This window comes from Homoserinimonas sp. OAct 916, assembly GCF_003260275.1.
GTDB lineage: Bacteria > Actinomycetota > Actinomycetes > Actinomycetales > Microbacteriaceae > OACT-916.
Genome location: NZ_QJHB01000003.1, coordinates 96,887 through 116,101 on the forward strand (window position 1 = coordinate 96,887; position 19,215 = coordinate 116,101).

Sequence of the window (19,215 nt, forward strand, 5' to 3'; positions counted from 1 at the left end):
CGCACGACTGGACAGCGCACGACTGGACAGCGCACGACTGGACACCGCACGACTGGACAGCGCATGACTGATACCGGGTACATTCGGCAGCGCGACAAATCGCCTGGCCGCGACCTCAGCCACCCGCCGTTGCCCCAGCCGCTGGTAGTGCCCTGTTACGACAACCATGCGCACCTGGAGATCGCCGACGGCGACGAGCCACTCGAGTACCGCGAGCATCTCGATCGGGCGGCCAGCGTGGGCATCCGCGGGGTCGTGCAGGTCGGCGGCGACGTGGCCACCTCGATCTGGTCGGCCGAACAGGCTGCGATCGAACCGCGCCTGCTCGCCGCGGTTGCCATCCACCCCAATGAGGCCCCGCGCTACGACGAAGCCGGGGAGTTGGATGATGCCATCGCCACGATTGCCGAACTGGCCACCCGGCCGCGCGTGCGAGCGATCGGAGAGACCGGACTCGACTTCTTCCGCACACCTGAGGAAGGTCGGGCATCCCAGCACCGCAGCTTCGAGGCGCACATCCAGATCGCCAAGGACAACGACCTGGCCATGCAGATCCACGACCGCGACGCCCATGACGCCGTGATCGAGACCCTGTTGCGCGTCGGCGCCCCCAGCCGCACCGTCTTCCACTGCTTCTCCGGAGACGCGGCCATGGCTGCGCTCTGTGCTGACAACGGTTGGTACCTGTCGTTCGCCGGCAACATCACGTTCAAGAATGCCGAGCAGTTGCGTGAGGCGCTGCGCGTGGTGCCGCGCAACCTGCTGCTGGTCGAGACCGACGCGCCGTTCCTCACGCCGATGCCGTTCCGGGGGCGACCGAACTCGCCATATCTGGTGCCCCACACCCTGCGGGCGATGGCCGAATACCTGGGCGCCGAGGTGTCGATACTCGCGGCTCAGATCTCATCGAACACCGAACTGGTCTACGGCAGCTGGGACGCCGAGCCGGTCACCACCGTACCGATCAACGCAGTACCGACCAGCGCAGTACCGACCAGCGCAGCACCGACCAGCGCAGTACCGGCCCCGCCGAAGCACCCGGGACAGATCGCGTGAAACCGTCGCCGCTGCTCGGGCCGGCCGAAATCCGTGACCTGGCGGCACTGCTCGACATCCAGCCGACAAAGAAGCTCGGTCAGAACTTCCTGATCGACGCGAACGTGGTGCGCCGGATCGTGAAGATCGCACGTCTGGAAGCAAGCGACACCGTGCTTGAGGTGGGGCCGGGTTTGGGTTCGCTGACCCTCGGCCTTCTCGGCAGCGCCGCTGAAGTGATCGCGGTCGAGATCGACGCCAGACTGGCGGCGCAATTGCCCCTGACCGTGGAGCAGTTCGATCCGCCCGGCCGCCTCACGGTCATCCGGGCCGACGCCATGAAGGTGGAGTCACTTCCTGGAACCCCCGACCACCTTGTCGCCAACCTGCCCTACAACATCTCGGTGCCGGTTCTGCTGCATCTTATGGAACACTTCCCCTCGCTCAGATCAGGTGTGGTGATGGTTCAGTCGGAGGTGGGTCACCGATTGGCGGCCGCGCCCGGTTCCAAGGTCTACGGCTCGCCGAGCGTCAAGGCCGCGTGGTACGGCACGTGGCAGACGGCCGGGCCGGTCAGCCGGCAGGTGTTCTGGCCGGTGCCGAACGTCGATTCGGTGCTGGTGTCGTTCCAGCGGCACGAGACGCAACCGGGAGACGAGACATTGCGCCGTCAGGTGTTCCATCTCGTCGATGCCGCGTTCGGGCAGCGCCGCAAAATGATGCGGCAGGCGCTCTCCCACGTGCTCGGCGACAGTCAGACGGCGTCGGAGATTCTGCAGTCGGCGGGGATAGCTCCCACCGAGCGCGGCGAACAGCTCACTGTGGAAGATTTCATCAAGCTGGCGCAGGCTGCCAGGCAGCGCGGGATTTCCCCGGCACCACTGCACTAGGGTGTGAGCCATGGCAACGGTGTCAGCGAATCGAGTCGTCCACGCACGAGCTCCCGGCAAGATCACGCTGTTCGTCAAGGTGGGCCTGTTCGGTGAAGGCGGCGCGTGCGAGCTGGCCGCGGCCTATCAGGCGGTTTCTCTGTTCGAGGACGTTCGAGCGGTTGATTCCGACCGTTTCACTGTCTCTTTCGACCTCTCGGACACCGGTACCGGAGCGGTCAGCGCGATCAGGGGTGGGGCCGCCGATGCGCGGGTGAATCCCTGGATCGACATTCCCACGGATGGCTCCAACCTGGCGATAAAGGCGGCCCGCATGCTGGCGCGCACATCGGGGCACACCGGTGGAGTGCACCTGGAGATCACCAAGCGCGTGCCGGTTGCCGGCGGCATGGGTGGGGCCGCCGCCGATGCCGCCGCCACGCTTCTGGCGTGCGAGCAATTGTGGCAGACAGGTCAAAGCAAGGATGAGCTCGCATCGTTGGCCCAGGCACTGGGCTCGGAAGTTGCATTCGCCTTCACCGGGGGAACGGCGATCGGCAGTTCCCGTGACGCCGAGCTGAATCCTGCGCTTGCCCAGGGGCAGTTCCATTGGGTTCTCGCCCTGCCAGATTTCGGTCTGGACACCCCCGCGGTGTTCGAGGCGTTGGATGCCCACCGAAACCGTCACATCCTCGACATCTCTCCCGCTGCCGAGCGGCCGATCGTCGAACGCGACGTGCTGCAGGCGATCCGGGCCGGCGACTGCCACATGTTGGCGGAATGCCTGCACAACGATCTGCAGGCAGCCGCCCTGCAACTTGCTCCGACCCTCGCCGATGTACTCGAATCCGGAGAGAAGAACGGCGCCCTGGTGGGCATCCTGACCGGGAGCGGCCCGAGCATCGCTTTTCTCGCCGAAGACGCTGACAGCTCGCTGATCCTGCATCGCGCGCTCACCGACCTCGGACATGATGCCGTTCGAGTGGTTGGGCCGGTGCACGGGGCCCGACTGGTCGAACCCTAGATTCTGAGCCCATCAGGGTGGTTTAGGCTGGGGACGCCATGGCACACCTCCTCGGCGGCGAAGCGCTGCACCTCGAATATCCCACGCGCGTCATCTTCGACTCCGTCACGATCGGCCTGAACGAAGGCGATCGGGTCGGCGTTGTCGGGCGCAACGGTGACGGCAAGTCCACACTGTTGAACCTTCTGGCCGGACGCCTCGACCCGGACGGCGGCCGTGTGACGCGTCGCCGCGGAGTGACAATCGGCATCCTCGATCAATCGGATGAGCTTGCCACAGGGAAGACCGTGGCGCAGGTGATCGTCGGTGACATCCCCGAGCACGTCTGGGCGGGCGACCCGAAGGTGCGCGACGTTTTGGCCGGGCTCGTCGGAGACATTCCGTGGGACGGCTTCGTCGACGACCTCTCCGGCGGGCAGCGCCGGCGGGTGGCCCTCGCGGCCGTGCTCACCGGTGACCACGACGTGCTCTTTCTCGACGAGCCGACCAACCACCTCGACGTCGAAGGCATCGCCTGGTTGGCCGAGCATCTCAAGGTGCGTTGGTCGGCAGGCGCGGGGGGACTCGTGGTGGTCACCCACGACCGCTGGTTCCTCGACGAGGTCTGCAACACCACTTGGGAGGTGCACGACCGCATCATCGAGGCTTTCGAGGGTGGCTACGCCGCCTATATCTTGCAGCGGGTCGAGCGAGACCGGATGGCGGCGGCGAGCGAGTCGAAGCGGCAGAACCTGATGCGCAAGGAATTGGCGTGGCTTCGGCGTGGGGCGCCTGCGCGCACCGCGAAACCGAAGTTCCGCATGGATGCCGCCTACGAGCTGATCGCAAACGAGCCCCCACCCCGCGACACGGTGTCACTGCAGTCGATGGCAATGCAACGACTGGGTAAAGACGTCGTCGACCTGATCGACGTGTCGGTGACGTATCCGGCGACTGCGACGACGCCGGAGAAGCCCGTGTTGAAAAATGTGACCTGGCATATTGCGCCGGGGGAGCGCACCGGGATTCTCGGTGTGAACGGAGCCGGAAAGTCCACACTGCTGAGCCTGGTCGAAGGCTCATTGAAACCCACCTCTGGCCGGGTCAAGCGGGGCAAGACGATCAAGGTCGCCCAGCTCACCCAGCAGTTGTTCGAGCTCGATGAGATCATGAACGACCGGGTACGGGAAGTGATCGCGAGGCAGAGGTCGACCTACACCGTCGGCTCCTCCGGGGACACCCTGTCACCGTCTCAGATGCTGGAGAACCTCGGCTTCTCCAGCGCGCAGTTGTCCACCCCGGTGAAGGACCTGTCGGGCGGGCAGAAGCGCCGCCTGCAACTGCTGTTGATCATTCTCGACGAACCGAATGTTCTGATTCTGGACGAGCCCACCAACGATCTCGACACCGACATGTTGGCTGCCATGGAGGACTTGCTCGACTCATTCCCCGGAACGCTGCTGGTGGTCTCGCACGACCGCTACCTGCTGGAGAGAATCACCGACAACCAGTACGCCGTGATCGACGGCTCCTTCCGGCACCTGCCCGGTGGTGTCGACCAGTACCTGGCCCTGCGGCAGCAGGGTCAGGCCGCACCGAGCCAGGCCAGCTCCGGCCAGGCGGTGTCTGGCGCCAGGCCCGTCACCGGGCTCAGCGGAGCAGAGCTGCGCAACGCGCAGAAGGAGTTGAGTGCAGCCGACCGCAAGCTCGCCAAACTGGCGACCGAGATCACCCGGCTACACGAGAAGCTCGCCGCGCACGACCAGGGTGATTACGAAGGCCTGGGGGAGCTGACCGCGAAATTGAACCGGGTGGAGACCGAGATGGGCACCCTCGAGACCCGCTGGCTGGAGCTGCACGAACTGCTTGCCTGACGGCCGCACCTGGCCATCGGACTTGCATCGTACCCGTGAATCGCAGGCGAAACCATTTCGACCAGATGGTGGCGACGCGTGAATGTCTGGCTAGTATCCGAAGTATGGCAGAACTTTCCGAACAGCAGTCCGCGGTCGATTGGGTGCTCAGCACCACGCGCACCGTGCGCAAGCGCCTTGATCTCACGAGGCCGGTGGAGCCGCAGGTGATCCTGGATTGTCTCCGCCTGGCGATCCAGGCCCCAACAGGCGGCAACGCGCAGGGGTGGCGCTGGATGGTGGTGACCGATCCAGTGAAGAAAGCCGCAATCGGCGAGTTCTATCGTTCGGCGGGGCGTAAATATTTCGCCGCCAAGGCAGACAGTAAACGTGGCGAGCAAGACCTGCGAGTGCAGGACTCTGCACAATATCTCATGGATGTCATCGAACGGGTCCCGGTTCTGGTCATACCGTGCATCAAAGGAAGACCGGCGAATGTCGAACAGTCCGCGGCGTACTTCGGATCCATCCACCCCGCCATCTGGAGCTTCTCGCTCGCCCTCAGGGCACGCGGCCTCGGTTCGGCGTGGACAAGTTTTCATCTTGCCCATGAGAGGGAGACGGCCCGGTTGCTGGGCATTCCAGAGGGTTTCACCCAAGCGGCAATGCTTCCCGTGGCGTACACGATCGGCTCAGACTTCAAACCTGCAAAGCGCCGCCCAGTGGAAGAGATCACTTATTGGAACCACTGGGACAACACCGCTGCACGCTGAGGAACCAGTGAAATGTGCAGAAGGAGGCGGCACCGTTTTCGCCGCACGCTCAGTCGAAATCGAGGCTGAGCTGGCGCAGCAGCGACGCGAGTGATTCCTGCTCCGCGGGGGTGAGGGCGTGCAGGAGGTCGGCTTCCGCGTCGACCAGGCGGGTGATTGCCGCGTCCACCCGGCTGAGCCCTTGCGCCGTCATGGTGACTTGGATGCCGCGCCCGTCTTTCGGGTTCGTGTGGCGGGTGACCAGTTCGCGGTCGACCAGACGGTCGATGCGGTTGGTCATGGTTCCGCTGGAGACCAGGGTCTGCTGAAGCAGCGCCTTCGGGCTCAGCTGGTATGGCTCACCGGCGCGCCTGAGCGCCGAAAGCACGTCGAACTCCCAGTATTCGAGTTCCGAACGGGCAAAGGCCATCCGCCGGGTGCGATCGAGGTGTTTGGCGAGGCGCCCAACCCTGCTGAGCACCTGCAGGGGGGTGAAATCGAGGTCGGGGCGCTCGCGTCCCCAGGCGTGGACGATCCGATCGACCTCATCATGGCTTTCCGGCATTCTTCCATTATCGCGGCCGGGCAAACTTCTGGCAGACTTGACTACTGCGCCGCACGCACGCGGCGAAGATCCGCCTTGGTGTAATGGCAGCACGACAGCCTTTGGAGCTGTTAGGTCTAGGTTCGAGTCCTGGAGGCGGAGCAGTGGAGACCGAGAAACAACGACCGAGCAGCCGATGTCGCGCAACATTGGCTGATTTGACGGATGTCGGAGCCGCCCCTAGGGTTGGAGCCATGTCCATTCGTTGGTATGCGTATTTTTTGTTGGCTCTGGAGGAGCCGACAGTCTGACACGCTGACCGACCACTCCAGAGCCAACAGGCAGGAACATTCGTTCCTGCCATTCGCCATTAACAGGCGGGTTGGCCGGAGACGGGCCCCGCCGGAATCGGAAACACTCGCATGAACTCGACAAACGATGTCCGCGTCACCGGATACCAGGCGTTGCCCTCGCCACGCCAGTTCCGTGCAGACCGGCCCCTGTCGGCCCAGCAGGAGCAGACCGTGTCCCGCGGTCGCAGTGAGGCGCAGGCCATCCTGAACGGCGCCGACGACCGCCTGCTCGTAGTCGTCGGTCCCTGCTCGGTGCACGACACCGAAGCCGCCCTCGACTACGCACGCCGACTGGCTGCCCTCGCCGACACCCACCGTGACACCCTGTCGATCGTGATGCGGGTGTACTTCGAGAAGCCGCGCTCCAACGGTGGTTGGAAGGGCCTGATCAACGACCCCCACCTCGACGGCTCGCACCAGGTGGTGGAGGGGCTCACGATGGCTCGCACCCTGCTCACCCAGATCCTCGAACTCGGACTGCCGGTCGGCTGCGAGTTCCTCGAACCCACCAGCCCGCAGTTCTTCGCCGACGCCGTGAGTTGGGGAGCGATCGGAGCCCGCACCACCGAGAGCCAGATCCACCGCCAGTTGGCGTCTGGGCTGTCCATGCCGATCGGCTTCAAGAACGCAACCGACGGCGGCGTGCAGGTGGCGATCGACGGCTGCCGCGTCGCCGAACAGGCGCAGGTGTTCTTCGGCGTTGACGATGACGGGGCCGGAGCGATCGTCGCGACCGCAGGAAACCCCGACGGCCACGTGATCCTGCGTGGTGGTCACGAGGGACCCAACTGCGGCACCGACGACATTCAAGCGGCGGTCTCCCTGCTCACCAAGGCGCGCAGGCAACCCCGCCTCATCGTTGATGCAAGCCATGCGAACAGCGGCAAGGACCATGTGCGTCAGGGGCAGGTCACTCGCGAACTGGCTGCGCAGGTGGCGGCGGGGGAGCCGATCGCCGGCATCATGATGGAGAGCTTCATCGAAGCTGGTAGCCAGAAACTGATCGAGGGCCGGGCCGACGAACTGGTGTACGGGCAGAGCGTGACCGATGCCTGCCTCGGCTGGGACCAGACGGCCGAGCTGCTGGGCGAGCTCGCCCAGGCAGTAGAGGCAAAAAGGGCTGTTGATCGTACGATCCCGGTGGAACTTCTCGCCGGCTGAACGGGGGTCCGACTTCTCTCTGGCAGAATTGGGTCATCGAGTACGAGGGAGCATCACGTGTCCGACCCACATTTAGCCGTCATCATCCTTGCTGCGGGCGAGGGCACCCGAATGAAGTCCCAGATGCCGAAGGTGTTGCATCCGATCGCCGGGGTTCCGCTGATCGGGCACGTGCTCGCCACGGCAGAGGGCCTCGGTGCCGGCCGCATCATCACAGTCGTGCGGCACAGTCGCGACCGGGTCGCTCGCGCCATTTTGGACCTCGCCCCGGACGCGCTGATCGTCGATCAGGATGAGATCCCGGGAACCGGTCGCGCCGTCGAGATGGGGCTCGAGGCCCTCCCCGCCGATTTCGACGGTCATGTGGTGGTGCTCAGCGCCGACGTCCCGATGCTCGATGTCAGCACCCTGCGGCGCCTGATCGCCAATCACCAGGCCGAAGGGAATGCGCTCACCCTGCTCACCGCCTTCTTTGCCGATCCGACCGGAGCCGGTCGAATCGTGCGTGCAGCCGATGGGGCCTTCGAGGCCATCGTCGAGCAGAAGGATGCCACTGCCGAACAACTTCGCATCGTCGAGGTCAACGCCGGCGTTTACGTCTTCGATGTGGTGGGGCTGCGTCGGGTACTCGGAACGATCGGCACGCAGAACGCGCAGCGCGAGAAGTATCTGACCGATGCAGCAGCCGGGTTGAAGGCAATCGGCGGCCGGATCGAAGCCATGTCTGTCTCCGACCCGGCGCTGGTCGCCGGAATCAACGACCGCGCCCAATTGGCCGAGGTCGCACTGGAGATGAACCGCCGGATCGTGCGCCGCTGGCAACTCGAGGGGGTGACCATCCAAGACCCAGCGACGACCTGGATCGATGTGAAGGCCACCTTGGCTCCCGACGTCACCGTGCTGCCGGGTACCCAGATCCTCGGGGCATCCGTGATCGCCAGTGGTGCCCGGATCGGCCCGGACTCCACCCTGGTCGATTGCGAGGTCGGCGAGGGCGCGATCGTCAAACGCACGGATGCGACCCTTGCGGTGATCGAAGCCGGTGCAACCGTCGGCCCGTTCTCCTACCTGCGACCCGGAACCTATCTTGGTGCCGACGGCAAGATCGGAGCGTTCGTCGAGACCAAGAACGCGCGCATCGGCACCGGCAGCAAGGTTCCGCACCTGAGCTACGTCGGTGACGCCACCATCGGCGAACAGACCAATATCGGGGCCGGCACCATCTTCGCCAACTATGACGGCGTGAACAAACATGAGTCGACCGTTGGCTCGCACGCGCGAACCGGCGCACACAACACCATTGTGGCACCCGTTACAATTGGCGATGGAGTCTATACCGGTGCCGGGACCGTGGTTCGTAAAGATGTGCCCGCTGGGTCGCTGGGAATGAACGTGTCACCACAACGCAATATCGCCGGCTGGGTTGAGACCAACCGACCGGGCAGCGCTGCGGCCAAGGCTGCGGCAGAAAGCGGAGAATAAGTGTCCGGTATCAAGATCTCGGGTCAAAAACGTCTCGTTCTGGTGGCAGGCCGGGCTCACCCCCAGCTGGCCATCGATATCGCCGCAGACCTGGGCTCGGAGTTGGTGCCGACAGACTCTCGCACGTTTGCGAACGGTGAGATCTACGCCCGGTTCGACGAGAGCGTGCGCGGATGCGATGCGTTCGTCATCCAATCACACACGTCGCCGATCAACGAGTGGCTGATGGAGCAGTTGATCATGGTCGACGCGCTGAAGAGGGCGTCTGCGAAGAGGATCACCGCAGTCATCCCGTTCTATCCATACGCCCGGCAGGACAAGAAGGGCCGCGGCCGTGAGCCGATCTCGGCCCGCCTGGTCGCCGACCTGTACAAGGTGGCCGGGGCTGACCGCATCATGTCGGTCGACCTGCACGCCGCGCAGATCCAGGGTTTCTTCGACGGTCCGGTCGACCACCTGTTCGCCATGCCGGTGCTTCTCGAGCACATCAAGACAATCGTCGACCGTGACAACCTGACGGTCGTCTCACCAGACATGGGCCGCGTGCGGGTTGCTGATATCTGGTCAGACCGGTTGGGCGCCCCGCTGGCAATCATTCACAAACGTCGCGACCCCCGCGTGCCGAACCAGGTGTCGGTGCACGAGATCGTCGGAGACGTCAAGGGGCGGATCTGTCTGATCGTCGACGACATGATCGATACCGGCGGGACTATCGTCGCGGCATCGAAGGCACTCATGGCCAACGGGGCCAAGGGAGTAATCGTCGCTGCGACCCATGCGATCTTCTCCGCCCCGGCGACCGACATCCTGCAATCGGAGTACATCCAGCAAGTGGTCGTCACCGACACCCTTCCGCTGCCGCCGGAGAAGCGGTTCGAGAAGCTGACTGTGCTGCCGATCGCACACCTGTTGGCGCGGGCGATCCGTGAGGTGTTCGAGGACGGCTCGGTCACCAGCATGTTCGACGGCGACGCCTAACCCGACGACTCTGGGCACGGGAACGCCGTGCTGACCATCACCGCACACACTAGTCGCGGTCGGGGAACTCGCCCTTGTAGTCGTTCCAGGTTCCGGCAAGGGCCTGCACCGCCCACAGCTGTTTCTCCACGGAGGCCTCCTTGCCCGCGAAGTCCATCACGAAGTAGTTGACAACGAACCCATCACTCAGTGATGACCCGTACTCCTCGGCACCCTTTCGGGTCTCGAACAGCAAGCGCAAGCACAACGGACGAGGCAACGGCGCGGCGAGAGTTCACCGGTGGAGAGTACACGCGCCCTGGTTCACATCAGATGCGTTTATTGGCGGAACGTGAAAGTGAGTACCACGGTTGGATCGATGCTGGTGATAATGCTGCTGTAAAAGACTTTCGCCTGATCCTTCAAAATTTCTTCATACTTTGAAATGTACTGGCTTTTGGTTTCAGGGTTGTTGAGAATGTCCGTGATCAATTTTGCGCCGTCAATTTCTGGAGTCAGCCAACTCAGGGCGCCGTTCTTGTCGATGGCCGTTTCGGCGTTTGGATTGTCGTGACCAATGAAGATGAACTCGGGGATCGTAACAAGAAACTCGTTTTCTCCAGTCTGCTCGATCAGCACATCTTTGCCGTCGATGCCCAATTTGGCATCGAAGCCGTATCGGATAAATTTAGTTCTTTCGCTTCCGGGAATCTCGAACATCCCGAAGAACTTGGACTTTTCCCCAACTTTGTCGTCGATTCCCTGGATGCCCAGACTCAGGAGTACGACTTGTTCCTCGCGGCTGACGGAGTTGACTATTTGCGTACTGCGAGTTTCGGTGCCTGAACCAGAGATCACAGTAGTTGCCCAAAGCGCTGAAAATGCTCCCAATGCAAATACGAAAATACCAACGATCAGCTTTACAACCAGTGACTTCACGAAAGACCCCAAACTCTCTTTTATCCGGTTATCCGGTTGTAATGATGCGCAACTGGCTGTCCTGAGCGTGCCGGAGAGTTGGACTGTTCCGCTCTAGCCTTCCGCTGTATATGAGGAGCCTAAGCTATCGCCGCAGGCATCCTGAGGCATCTCTGATCCGATCGGGCTGCGGACCAGCGCTCGTGAGCCGGGCTGACGCGGAAAAAGTCGTCTGCCCCCCAATTCGAGGGACTGGGAGCAGATGGCGTTGTATAAATCCGTCTTTCGCGATGTATTGTCGCCAGCCAGGTGCGGCGAAGGGCTAGATGGGGTGACCACTGCTGGTTGGGTGAACTCTACTTTGTGACGCGACGCCTACAGCCCGGGACTCGAGTGCATGAGGCCGCCGTCAACGAATACCGTGGTGGCGTTCAGGTAGGCGCCAGCGTCCGAGGCCAGGAACGCCACCACGCCCGCGATTTCCTCCGGCTGCGCCATCCGCCCCAGCGGGATCGCGGTGTCGAGCGTCTTCATCTTCTCGGGGTCGGCCATGGTCGCGGCATTGATCGGGGTTGCCACGGCGCCCGGCCCGACGTTGATCATACGGATGCCGTGCGGCCCGAGTTCCTGCCCGGCGGTGCGGGTGAGCATCTTGGCACCGCCCTTGGACAGGCAGTAGGCGGTGTTGCCGGGCATGGGCCAGTCCTCGTGCACCGAGCTGATCGTGATGATCGCCCCGCCGTCTCCCTGTGCGATCATCTGTTTGGCCGCGATCTGTGTACCGAAGAAAGCGCTCTTGAGGTTGACGTTCATGACGAAGTCGTACTGCTCCTCGGTGGTAGACAGCACATCGGTGCGGGTTTCGACACCGGCGTTGTTGACCATGATGTCCACGCGTCCGAACGCTTCCACCGACTTGTCGATGAGTCTCTGCAGGTCTGCGACCTTGCTCACGTCAGCCTCGACGCCGATGACCTTGTCGTCGCCGAGCGCGGCGAGCTGCTGCTCGAGCGCCTCAGTCGCCTCCGGGTGCGACACGTAGTCGACGACGACACTCGCCCCCTGAGCGGCGAGTTCGAGAACGATCGCCTTGCCGATTCCACTGTTGCCGCCCGTGACGATGGCGACTTTTCCTTCGAGAGTCATTTCTCTACTCCTGTTGTTGTTGCGGACGCGGAACGGGCCGCGCGGGGGGTGGTCATGATGAGGCGGGCGAGCAGGGCGATCAACACCGGTTCGAACCGAACGCGAGCTGAGTCCAACGCGTCCATGGTGGCTCCTCTGCACGGGATGGACCGTCGGCCATTGCGGCAAATCATCCCTGCCATGCTGGCGGTCCTCTGGAAAAGAGGAGGGAATGTGGCCAGTGTATCCCCGCGCGAAGTTCGCGGCACAGGGCAGTATCGTCTTCTTCAGATGATGTTTCGACAGGCTGCTGCAGCTGGCCTGCTCATATCGAATCGCGGTAGCCGAAGAACTCGTGATCTTCGTTGTAGCCGCCCTGGCCGTTGCCAAGATCCTTGAAATCGGTGATGAATTCCATGGCGCCGATCCATTTAACCATCTTGAACCCGACCTCCACCTCGTTGCGGAGGCGCAGCGGTGCACCGTGCAGAACGCTCAATGTCTCCCCGTTCATCTCATAGGCGAGCAGGGTGAGCTCGTGCCGCATGCCCTCCATCGAGTGGACGTCGTAGTAGGTGCCACGGTCGGGGCCCCCGGAGGACAGCGCATAGAATGCCACGTACTGAGCCTCGGGCAGCGGCCCCACCAGATCCAGGATGGCGCGCATGGGGACACCGCCCCACTTCGCCACCCCCGACCACCCCTGGATGCAGAAGTGTTGGGTGATCTGCTCCTGGAATGGCATGGCCCTGAGGTCTGCGAGGCTCAGTTCGACGGGATTGGCCACCAAACCGTCGATGCGTAGCCGGTAATCCCGGAAGTCGCCTGCCTCGAGCGCCGCGAACTCCTTCGAGTCGGGCATCTTCCCGTTGGGCCACAGGTGGGGCGAGATGTCTTTCTCGGTGTACTCGCCCGGGCGCGGATCGAGGTGCTCCAGGGCACCCTTCAGCGGGCCGATCAGCACACGGCCAACGCGTTGCACCACGCGGGGATACCTGAGGGTGACCGGGCTGGCCACGAGCCAGGCGACAATGATGACCGCCATCCAGACCGCGTAGATGATGAACCCGAGCCACGAGGTGCTGTTCTGGCCCGTGGTGATGTGATTGAGGTTGCCCAGAAAACGCGTGATGTAGATCATGGTTGTGTGAATGAGGATGAAGCTCAGGATCCAGATCAAGACGAAATAGTGGATCGACCGGGCCGCCTGGCGGTTGAGTATCCTCCCCGCGAACTTGAAACGGTTATTGATCGCGGGTGACTGCATCAGCCCGGTGATCAGTGCCAGCGGTGCTGCAATGAACACGGTAAAGAAGTAGGCCAGGAGTTGAAGGCCGTTGTAAGCGATCCAGCCCTCGTTGGCCGGGAAGTCCAAGGACAGGTACTGGATCGCGGTGGAAACCGCGTTCGGGATCACGTCCCATGACGTGGGCACGATACGTTGCCACTGCGAAGTAGAGAACAGCAGAATGTAAAAGATGACACCGTTGACGATCCAGAGGGTGTCGAAGCCGAAGTGCCACCAGCGGGCGAGGCCGATGGAGTGGCGGATACCGGGGATGCCCATCCAGCCGGGGAGGCGCACCGAGTCCTCCTTGGCTGTCCAGACCCGGTCAGTGGGAACCGGCTTCTGGAAGCGAAACCACTCAGTTCCCGGAGTGGAGTGCCGGTTCCAGTACAGCCGCGGGTGGTCGGCCAGGATCTGCACGCCGGCTCGGATGATGAACATCATGAAGAACAGGTTGAAGAAGTGCTGCCAGCGCAGCCACCACGGAAACCCGCTGTACGGGGCAGGCTCCATGGCTGTGCCGGGCCACTTCGTGATGAAATCCTGAACGGGTCCGAGCGTGCGCAGCCCGGTATTGGCGTCGGTCCCATGGAATCAGTCAACTCGGACTTCGGCCACAGTGACACCCGGCAAAATCACCGCAAGTAAATGAGATGGCCCAGAAATGCGCGATCTGCGAAGACGGAGGCAGCCATCCGGTGGTTGGGCATCAGGTTTTCACGAAGCGGGCATGATGGCGAGAGCCGTGGCGAGAATACCGTGGATCTGCTCCGTGCCAGTGCCAACACGGGACCAGCCTGCCGACTGGTGGAAGCGTCAGCCCGCCGACGGGATCAGGCCGAGCGAGGCCACATGGAAGGGGCCGCCGACGTTCGTCTGCCCGTAGCACTCCCAGCCGATGAAACCCGGGCCGAACCACTCGAACTGTGCCCCGGCACCGGTCGCACCCGGAGCATCACGCTGCACTGCCTGAACGCAGGCCCGCTGGGCGGTGTTCGACGCCATGGAGCCGATGCTGAGCACGCCGGGCAACACCATGGCGGCGACGACCACCAGCACCAGAACGCGCAACCGGCGTTGACGCTTCCGGCTGCGCAGTGGGCGATCGTCGGAGCTGCCGGTGGAGAGTTCGGGGTGAGAGTCGTACATCAATCCTGCTCGACCTCGGTGCGATCCCCCGACCACAGCGTGTGGAAGGTGCCGTCACGGTCGACCCGCTTGTAGGTGTGGGCCCCGAAGAAGTCTCGTTGCGCCTGCACCAGGGCGGCGGGCAGGCGTTCGGCGCGCAGGCCGTCGTAGTAGGCCAGCGACGAGGAGAATCCCGGCGTCGGAATGCCCGCCTGGGCGGCCCCGGCGACCACGCGCCGCCACGACTCCTGGGCGCCGGCGACCGCGTCGGCGAAGTACGGTGCCGCCACCAGTGCCACCAGGTCGGGGTTCTCGGCGTACGCCTCGGTGATGCGATTCAGAAACGCGGCCCGGATGATGCAGCCGCCGCGCCAGATCGTCGCCACGTCGCCCTTCTTGATGTCCCAGCCGTACTCGTTTGCCCCCGCGATGATCGTGTCGAAGCCCTGCGAGTATGCGACGATTTTCGACGCGTACAGGGCGCGGCGCACATCCTCGATGAAGGCTGTCTGGTCGGTGACCTCCCAACCGGTTGCCGGGCCCGGCAGGCCGGCGGCCGCCTGCCGTTGAGCGGGCTTCGACGACAGTGCGCGGGCGAACACCGCTTCGGCAATGCCTGAGACCGGAACGCCCAGACCCAGTGCGGTCTGAACCGTCCATACTCCTGTTCCCTTCGAGCCGGCCTGGTCGAGCACCACGTCGACGAACGGGCGACCGGTTTTGGCATCCACCTGGCGTAACACCTCGGCGGTGATCTCGATCAGATACGACTCCAGCTCGCCCGTGTTCCACTCGGCGAACACATCGGCGATCTCGGCGGGAGAAAGCCCTGTTGCGTTCCGCAACAGGTCGAACGCCTCGGCGATCAACTGCATGTCGGCGTACTCGATGCCGTTGTGGATGGTCTTCACGAAGTGACCAGCGCCGTCGGTGCCGATGTGCGTCACGCAGGGCGTGCCGTCGACGACCGCAGCGATCGACTCCAAGATGGGGCCGAGCGTCTCATACGCCTCGGCCGAGCCACCCGGCATGATGCTCGGGCCGAGCAAGGCGCCCTCTTCGCCTCCTGAGATGCCGGTGCCCACGAAGTGGATGCCGGTTTCGCTGACTGCCTTCTCCCTGGCGATCGTGTCGTGGAAGTTCGCGTTGCCGCCGTCGACGATGATGTCGCCGGGCTCGAAACGCTCGGTCAACTGGGCGATAACCGCATCGGTTCCTGCACCTGCCTGCACCATGATGATCGCAGTGCGCGGGGTGGTCAGGGACGCCACGAACTCGTCAATCGTCTCCGCGGCCACGAAGCCCGCCTCCGGATGCTCGGCCATGAGCGTCTCCGTGCGGCCATAGGAGCGGTTGTACACGGCGACCGTGTTGCCTTCCCGGCTGGCCAGGTTTCTGGCCAGGTTGGAGCCCATCACCGCCAGCCCCACGACTCCGATGTTGGCGACGGGGGCATCCGCCTGGGATGTGGACTGACTCATGAAAGCGCGTCTCCTCGTGTGACTGCGGTGCCGGCGTGTGGGCTGACCAATAGCTTAGTGAGCCGGGATGTGTACTCTACAAAGCCAGTTCCCAGATGCCACGGAGGAGCACCAGGACGGCGCCGGCCCACGCCATCACCAGCATTCCCATTCGGGCGGTCCTTGCCGTGATGCGGCGAGAGGCGACCGAGCCGGCGAACAGTCCGACCGCCACTGCGGCACACGCGAGCAGCAGTCCCGGGCCCGACACCTCGGGCAGGCCGCGCCACAGCAGTGTGCTGGCGCTCAGGGGCAGGAAGATCGCCTGGACGGTGATGGCGAATGAGGCATGCGGCCAGCCGGACTTCATCGCGTGCGCGACCAGCGGCGGCCCGGACAGCCCACTGGTGATGTGCAGAAAACCAGCGGCCCCACCGACCAGAACGGCATTCCCGCGGCCTGCCGTCGTCGCGACCGGCGAGAGGCTGGCCGCCAGGAGGGCACCGACTGCGGCGACTCCGACCACCAGCAGCAGCACGGCCTGAGGGGAGTGCCAGGTGACGATCGCGCCCAACGGGGCAATGAGCAGGCCGGGCAGCACAAGGGTGGCGGCCCGCCGCCATTCGACAGTGCGCCAGCGCGAAGCCAGCATGATCGCCGACGCGGTCATCGCGGTCACGGTGACGACCAACACCCCGTCGTGCGGCCCGTACAGCAGCACCAGGATCGGGGTGGCGCAGAGCGCGAAGCCCATCCCGGTGATGCGATGAATGGTGGCGGCCACCACAATCACGGCTGCCGTGGCCAGAATGAGCTCTATGGCGCGTCCTGAAACGCGGCCTGCGCCCTGAACTCATCGAGGACGGCATCCGAATACGCCGGCCAGGCCTCAACCGCCCAGGTGCCGAACGCCCTGTCTGTCAGGGTGACGCAGGCGAGCCGTGCCAACGGGTCAACCCAGATAAAAGTACCGGTCTGGCCGAAATGGCCGAATGTGGCGGGTGAGTTGCCTGAGCCCGTCCAGTGCGGGCTCTTGTGCCCGCGGATCTCGAAACCCAGGCCCCAGTCGTTCGGTGACTGCCGGCCGAAACCGGGCAGCACGCCGTCGAGGCCGGGGAAAGACACGGTCGTCGCCGCAGCGAGCGTGCTGTGGTGTAACAGGGTGGGGCGCTGCAGTTCGGCCGCGAACCTTGCCAGGTCGGCGACGGTCGAACTGGCGCCGGCGCCGGCCGAACCCTCGAACACCGTTGCAGTCATGCCCAACGGTTCCAGAACTCCCTGGCGCACGTAGTCGCTGAACCGGATGCCGGAATGGTCTTCCACCGCCTGGGCCAACAGCTCGAAGCCCGTATTCGAGTAGATTCGCCGCGTGCCCGGCTGCGCGAGTACATTCTGGCTGGCGAAATCGAGCCCCGAGGCGTGCGCGAGCAGATGCCTGACGGTCGAGCCCGTGGGTCCGGCCGGGGTGTCCAGAGAGATTGCCTCCTCCTCGACGGCGATCAAGGCGGCGTAGGCGGTGAGTGGTTTGGTCACCGAGGCGAGGGGAAAGACCCGGCGCACATCCCCGTGTTCTGCGAGCACTTCTCCGGTTGCGGCGATGACGGCCGTCGACGCATTGGTGACCGGCCAGGGGTCGATCTGTGAGACAGAGTTCATAACCTCCGAGGATACGGGATGAGCCCTTCGTCCGCCCCCGAACGACGTGGCAGCAGATCATGGGCAAACCGTGTAAACTAAGCCGTTGAACTTCGGCGAGGGATGCGCGAACATGGCGGAAGAATCCGCTTCGAGCATCCGTAATCGACGCGGTGGGCCAGGCTTGTAAAGTCTTTCCTCTCGCTTCACGCGGTCGAGTTGAAAACCATACAGATCACACGATGCGGCCAACGCCGCCACTTGAGGAGTACATCATGGCCAAGGCCACCAATAAGGTTATCGGCGAGGTGCGCGAGCAGTTCGGCAAGGGAGCGGCGCGCAAGATGCGGGTCGCTGGTCGCATTCCAGCCGTCATCTACGGCCACGGTGCCGCCACACAGCACATCTCGCTGCCCGCGCACGAGGTGACACTGATTCTTCGTAAGGCCAACCAGGTTCTTTCGATTGATGTCGACGGCACCACTGAGCTGACCCTGGTCAAGGATGTGCAGCGGGATCCTGTGCGCCGGATCATCGAGCACCTCGACCTGGTCGCGATCAAGAAGGGCGAGAAGGTTCACGTGGAGGTGAACGTTCACATTGAAGGCGAGCCGTACCCCGGCACGCTCTCGATGCTTGAGGTTCCGACCCTGCGCGTCGAGGTCGAGGCCACGCACATCCCCGAAAGCGTGATCGTTGACGTCGAGGGCGCCGTGGAGGGCACCCAGTACCTCGCCGGAGACATCGAGTTGCCCAAGGGTGCGACACTGCTTGACGACGATGACCTGCTGATCGTGAACATCGTGACCCCCGCCGCCCCGGCCCTTCCTGACGAAGACGAGGTCGAGGGCGCTGCCGCGTCTGTCGGCGGTGCTGCGGAGGAGGAACAAGCCGCCGAATAGGAGGCTGTTTCAGACTCAAGGCTCTAGTCAGATTAAGAGCTGTGTCAGATAGAGGGCTGTGTCAAATAGAAGACTCCGCCGAATAGCGGAAGCAGCACTTCATGTGGCGTGAAAAATTCTCCAGGAAAGCACCGCAATTGAACGCTGACGATTTTCTGGTGGTCGGGCTCGGTAATCCCGGGCCCGACTATCAGGGTCATCGGCACAACGTGGGGCAGATGGTACTGGTCGAACTGGCCGAACGAATGCACGCCACATTCAAGTCTCAGAAGACCCAGTGTCAGGTGGCGGAGGGTCGCCTCGTCCCCGGCGGCCCCAAACTGGTGCTCGCCAAACCCAACTCCTTCATGAATGTGTCCGGTGCGCCGGTCGCCGCACTCACCCGGTTCTACTCCAGCGAGCCGTCCCGGCTGATCGTCATCCACGACGAACTGGACATCCCGTTCGACACAGTCAGATTGAAGCTCGGCGGTGGGCACGGAGGGCACAACGGACTGCGCAGCATCATCCAATCCCTCGGAACCGGTGACTTCATCCGCGTTCGCGTCGGTATCGGGCGCCCGCCCGGCCGGCAGAGTGCGGCCGATTTCGTGTTGCGAAATTTCTCCTCGACCGAGCGTTCAGCGTTGCCGAACCTGATCGCGGATGCCGCAGATGCCGTCGAACTCGTCGCTGCCGCTGGTCTCACCGCCGCTCAACTCAAGGTGCACACTCGGCCGGCCGATTGAGCGGCTGCGGCCTCTGAATGGC

General features: G+C 63.7%; 20 protein-coding genes and 1 tRNA gene. 11 read left to right on the plus strand and 10 right to left on the minus strand.

Annotation, left to right across the window (positions count from 1 at the left end; translation table 11 throughout):
- The first annotated feature begins 63 nt into the window (after nucleotides 1-63).
- The 5 genes from DL891_RS04305 (at nucleotide 64) to DL891_RS04325 (ending at nucleotide 5,533) form a co-directional block, all read left to right on the plus strand.
- Nucleotides 64-1,056, plus strand: coding sequence for a TatD family hydrolase (locus DL891_RS04305; protein ID WP_111719197.1), 993 nt, complete (start codon nucleotides 64-66; stop codon nucleotides 1,054-1,056).
- Nucleotides 1,053-1,925 (plus strand): 16S rRNA (adenine(1518)-N(6)/adenine(1519)-N(6))-dimethyltransferase RsmA, encoded by an 873-nt coding sequence (rsmA, locus tag DL891_RS04310; RefSeq protein WP_111719198.1) that lies wholly within the window; start codon nucleotides 1,053-1,055, stop codon nucleotides 1,923-1,925. Before DL891_RS04305 ends, rsmA begins: the two co-directional genes overlap by 4 nt.
- A 10-nt stretch (nucleotides 1,926-1,935) precedes the next feature.
- Entirely contained in the window at nucleotides 1,936-2,928 is a 993-nt protein-coding gene (locus tag DL891_RS04315) for a 4-(cytidine 5'-diphospho)-2-C-methyl-D-erythritol kinase (RefSeq protein WP_111719199.1), read from the plus strand.
- Nucleotides 2,929-2,966: 38 nt separating this feature from the next.
- Nucleotides 2,967-4,781 (plus strand): ABC-F family ATP-binding cassette domain-containing protein, encoded by a 1,815-nt coding sequence (locus tag DL891_RS04320; RefSeq protein ID WP_111719200.1) that lies wholly within the window; start codon nucleotides 2,967-2,969, stop codon nucleotides 4,779-4,781.
- Nucleotides 4,782-4,885: 104 nt separating this feature from the next.
- Complete coding sequence (locus DL891_RS04325) at nucleotides 4,886-5,533, plus strand: nitroreductase family protein (RefSeq protein ID WP_111719201.1); 648 nt, start codon at nucleotides 4,886-4,888, stop codon at nucleotides 5,531-5,533.
- Nucleotides 5,534-5,582: 49 nt separating this feature from the next.
- On the opposite strand, the gene DL891_RS04330 is transcribed toward DL891_RS04325, so the two are convergent.
- The gene (locus DL891_RS04330) at nucleotides 5,583-6,077 is read right to left on the minus strand and encodes a MarR family winged helix-turn-helix transcriptional regulator (protein ID WP_111719202.1); all 495 of its coding nucleotides are present in this window, start codon (nucleotides 6,075-6,077) and stop codon (nucleotides 5,583-5,585) included.
- Nucleotides 6,078-6,146: 69 nt separating this feature from the next.
- Here DL891_RS04330 and DL891_RS04335 point away from each other — a divergent pair.
- From DL891_RS04335 to DL891_RS04350, 4 genes are all read left to right on the plus strand, one after another.
- Nucleotides 6,147-6,218: transfer RNA gene (locus tag DL891_RS04335), tRNA-Gln, on the plus strand.
- Between the two features lie 260 nt (nucleotides 6,219-6,478).
- On the plus strand, nucleotides 6,479-7,570 hold the full coding sequence (locus DL891_RS04340) for a 3-deoxy-7-phosphoheptulonate synthase (RefSeq protein WP_111719203.1): 1,092 nt from the start codon (nucleotides 6,479-6,481) through the stop codon (nucleotides 7,568-7,570).
- 57 nt (nucleotides 7,571-7,627) lie between these two features.
- The gene (glmU, locus tag DL891_RS04345; RefSeq protein ID WP_111719204.1) at nucleotides 7,628-9,052 is read left to right on the plus strand and encodes a bifunctional UDP-N-acetylglucosamine diphosphorylase/glucosamine-1-phosphate N-acetyltransferase GlmU; all 1,425 of its coding nucleotides are present in this window, start codon (nucleotides 7,628-7,630) and stop codon (nucleotides 9,050-9,052) included.
- The gene (locus DL891_RS04350; protein ID WP_111719205.1) at nucleotides 9,053-10,030 is read left to right on the plus strand and encodes a ribose-phosphate diphosphokinase; all 978 of its coding nucleotides are present in this window, start codon (nucleotides 9,053-9,055) and stop codon (nucleotides 10,028-10,030) included.
- A gap of 49 nt (nucleotides 10,031-10,079) precedes the next feature.
- On the opposite strand, the gene DL891_RS04355 is transcribed toward DL891_RS04350, so the two are convergent.
- The 9 genes from DL891_RS04355 to DL891_RS04390 form a co-directional block, all read right to left on the minus strand.
- Nucleotides 10,080-10,265, minus strand: a complete 186-nt coding sequence (locus tag DL891_RS04355) for a hypothetical protein (protein WP_157962382.1) — start codon at nucleotides 10,263-10,265, stop codon at nucleotides 10,080-10,082.
- 83 nt (nucleotides 10,266-10,348) lie between these two features.
- Nucleotides 10,349-10,948, minus strand: coding sequence for a hypothetical protein (locus DL891_RS04360; RefSeq protein ID WP_111719207.1), 600 nt, complete (start codon nucleotides 10,946-10,948; stop codon nucleotides 10,349-10,351).
- A gap of 354 nt (nucleotides 10,949-11,302) precedes the next feature.
- On the minus strand, nucleotides 11,303-12,073 hold the full coding sequence (locus DL891_RS04365) for an SDR family NAD(P)-dependent oxidoreductase (RefSeq protein WP_111719208.1): 771 nt from the start codon (nucleotides 12,071-12,073) through the stop codon (nucleotides 11,303-11,305).
- The gene (locus tag DL891_RS17675) at nucleotides 12,070-12,198 is read right to left on the minus strand and encodes a hypothetical protein (RefSeq protein WP_255563072.1); all 129 of its coding nucleotides are present in this window, start codon (nucleotides 12,196-12,198) and stop codon (nucleotides 12,070-12,072) included. Before DL891_RS17675 ends, DL891_RS04365 begins: the two co-directional genes overlap by 4 nt.
- A gap of 179 nt (nucleotides 12,199-12,377) precedes the next feature.
- The gene (locus tag DL891_RS04370) at nucleotides 12,378-13,853 is read right to left on the minus strand and encodes a molybdopterin-dependent oxidoreductase (RefSeq protein WP_111719209.1); all 1,476 of its coding nucleotides are present in this window, start codon (nucleotides 13,851-13,853) and stop codon (nucleotides 12,378-12,380) included.
- A 303-nt stretch (nucleotides 13,854-14,156) separates the two neighbouring features.
- The gene (locus DL891_RS04375) at nucleotides 14,157-14,489 is read right to left on the minus strand and encodes a hypothetical protein (protein ID WP_111719210.1); all 333 of its coding nucleotides are present in this window, start codon (nucleotides 14,487-14,489) and stop codon (nucleotides 14,157-14,159) included.
- Complete coding sequence (gene gndA, locus DL891_RS04380) at nucleotides 14,489-15,949, minus strand: NADP-dependent phosphogluconate dehydrogenase (protein ID WP_111719211.1); 1,461 nt, start codon at nucleotides 15,947-15,949, stop codon at nucleotides 14,489-14,491. Before gndA ends, DL891_RS04375 begins: the two co-directional genes overlap by 1 nt.
- A gap of 76 nt (nucleotides 15,950-16,025) precedes the next feature.
- Complete coding sequence (locus tag DL891_RS04385) at nucleotides 16,026-16,721, minus strand: TSUP family transporter (protein WP_111719212.1); 696 nt, start codon at nucleotides 16,719-16,721, stop codon at nucleotides 16,026-16,028.
- A 23-nt stretch (nucleotides 16,722-16,744) separates the two neighbouring features.
- On the minus strand, nucleotides 16,745-17,584 hold the full coding sequence (locus tag DL891_RS04390; protein WP_111719213.1) for a serine hydrolase: 840 nt from the start codon (nucleotides 17,582-17,584) through the stop codon (nucleotides 16,745-16,747).
- Nucleotides 17,585-17,838: 254 nt separating this feature from the next.
- On the opposite strand from DL891_RS04390, the gene DL891_RS04395 reads away from it, so the two are divergent.
- Nucleotides 17,839-18,465, plus strand: a complete 627-nt coding sequence (locus DL891_RS04395; protein ID WP_111719214.1) for a 50S ribosomal protein L25/general stress protein Ctc — start codon at nucleotides 17,839-17,841, stop codon at nucleotides 18,463-18,465.
- Between the two features lie 101 nt (nucleotides 18,466-18,566).
- Nucleotides 18,567-19,193 carry an aminoacyl-tRNA hydrolase gene (gene pth / locus DL891_RS04400; protein WP_111719215.1) on the plus strand — a complete coding sequence of 209 codons (627 nt, stop codon included), beginning with the start codon at nucleotides 18,567-18,569 and terminating at the stop codon, nucleotides 19,191-19,193.
- Nucleotides 19,194-19,215: the final 22 nt, after the last annotated feature.

Coding starts and splice junctions, on each gene's coding strand:
- DL891_RS04320 (WP_111719200.1), top strand. CDS start 2,967: ATGGCACACCTCCTCGGCGGCGAAGCGCTGCACCTCGAATATCCCACG.
- DL891_RS04325 (WP_111719201.1), top strand. CDS start 4,886: ATGGCAGAACTTTCCGAACAGCAGTCCGCGGTCGATTGGGTGCTCAGC.
- DL891_RS04340 (WP_111719203.1), top strand. CDS start 6,479: ATGAACTCGACAAACGATGTCCGCGTCACCGGATACCAGGCGTTGCCC.
- DL891_RS04315 (WP_111719199.1), top strand. CDS start 1,936: ATGGCAACGGTGTCAGCGAATCGAGTCGTCCACGCACGAGCTCCCGGC.
- DL891_RS04375 (WP_111719210.1), bottom strand. CDS start 14,489: ATGTACGACTCTCACCCCGAACTCTCCACCGGCAGCTCCGACGATCGC.
- DL891_RS04365 (WP_111719208.1), bottom strand. CDS start 12,073: ATGACTCTCGAAGGAAAAGTCGCCATCGTCACGGGCGGCAACAGTGGA.
- DL891_RS04330 (WP_111719202.1), bottom strand. CDS start 6,077: ATGCCGGAAAGCCATGATGAGGTCGATCGGATCGTCCACGCCTGGGGA.
- DL891_RS04395 (WP_111719214.1), top strand. CDS start 17,839: ATGGCCAAGGCCACCAATAAGGTTATCGGCGAGGTGCGCGAGCAGTTC.
- DL891_RS04305 (WP_111719197.1), top strand. CDS start 64: ATGACTGATACCGGGTACATTCGGCAGCGCGACAAATCGCCTGGCCGC.
- DL891_RS17675 (WP_255563072.1), bottom strand. CDS start 12,198: ATGGACGCGTTGGACTCAGCTCGCGTTCGGTTCGAACCGGTGTTGATC.
- DL891_RS04370 (WP_111719209.1), bottom strand. CDS start 13,853: ATGGAGCCTGCCCCGTACAGCGGGTTTCCGTGGTGGCTGCGCTGGCAG.
- DL891_RS04390 (WP_111719213.1), bottom strand. CDS start 17,584: ATGAACTCTGTCTCACAGATCGACCCCTGGCCGGTCACCAATGCGTCG.
- gndA (WP_111719211.1), bottom strand. CDS start 15,949: ATGAGTCAGTCCACATCCCAGGCGGATGCCCCCGTCGCCAACATCGGA.
- pth (WP_111719215.1), top strand. CDS start 18,567: ATGTGGCGTGAAAAATTCTCCAGGAAAGCACCGCAATTGAACGCTGAC.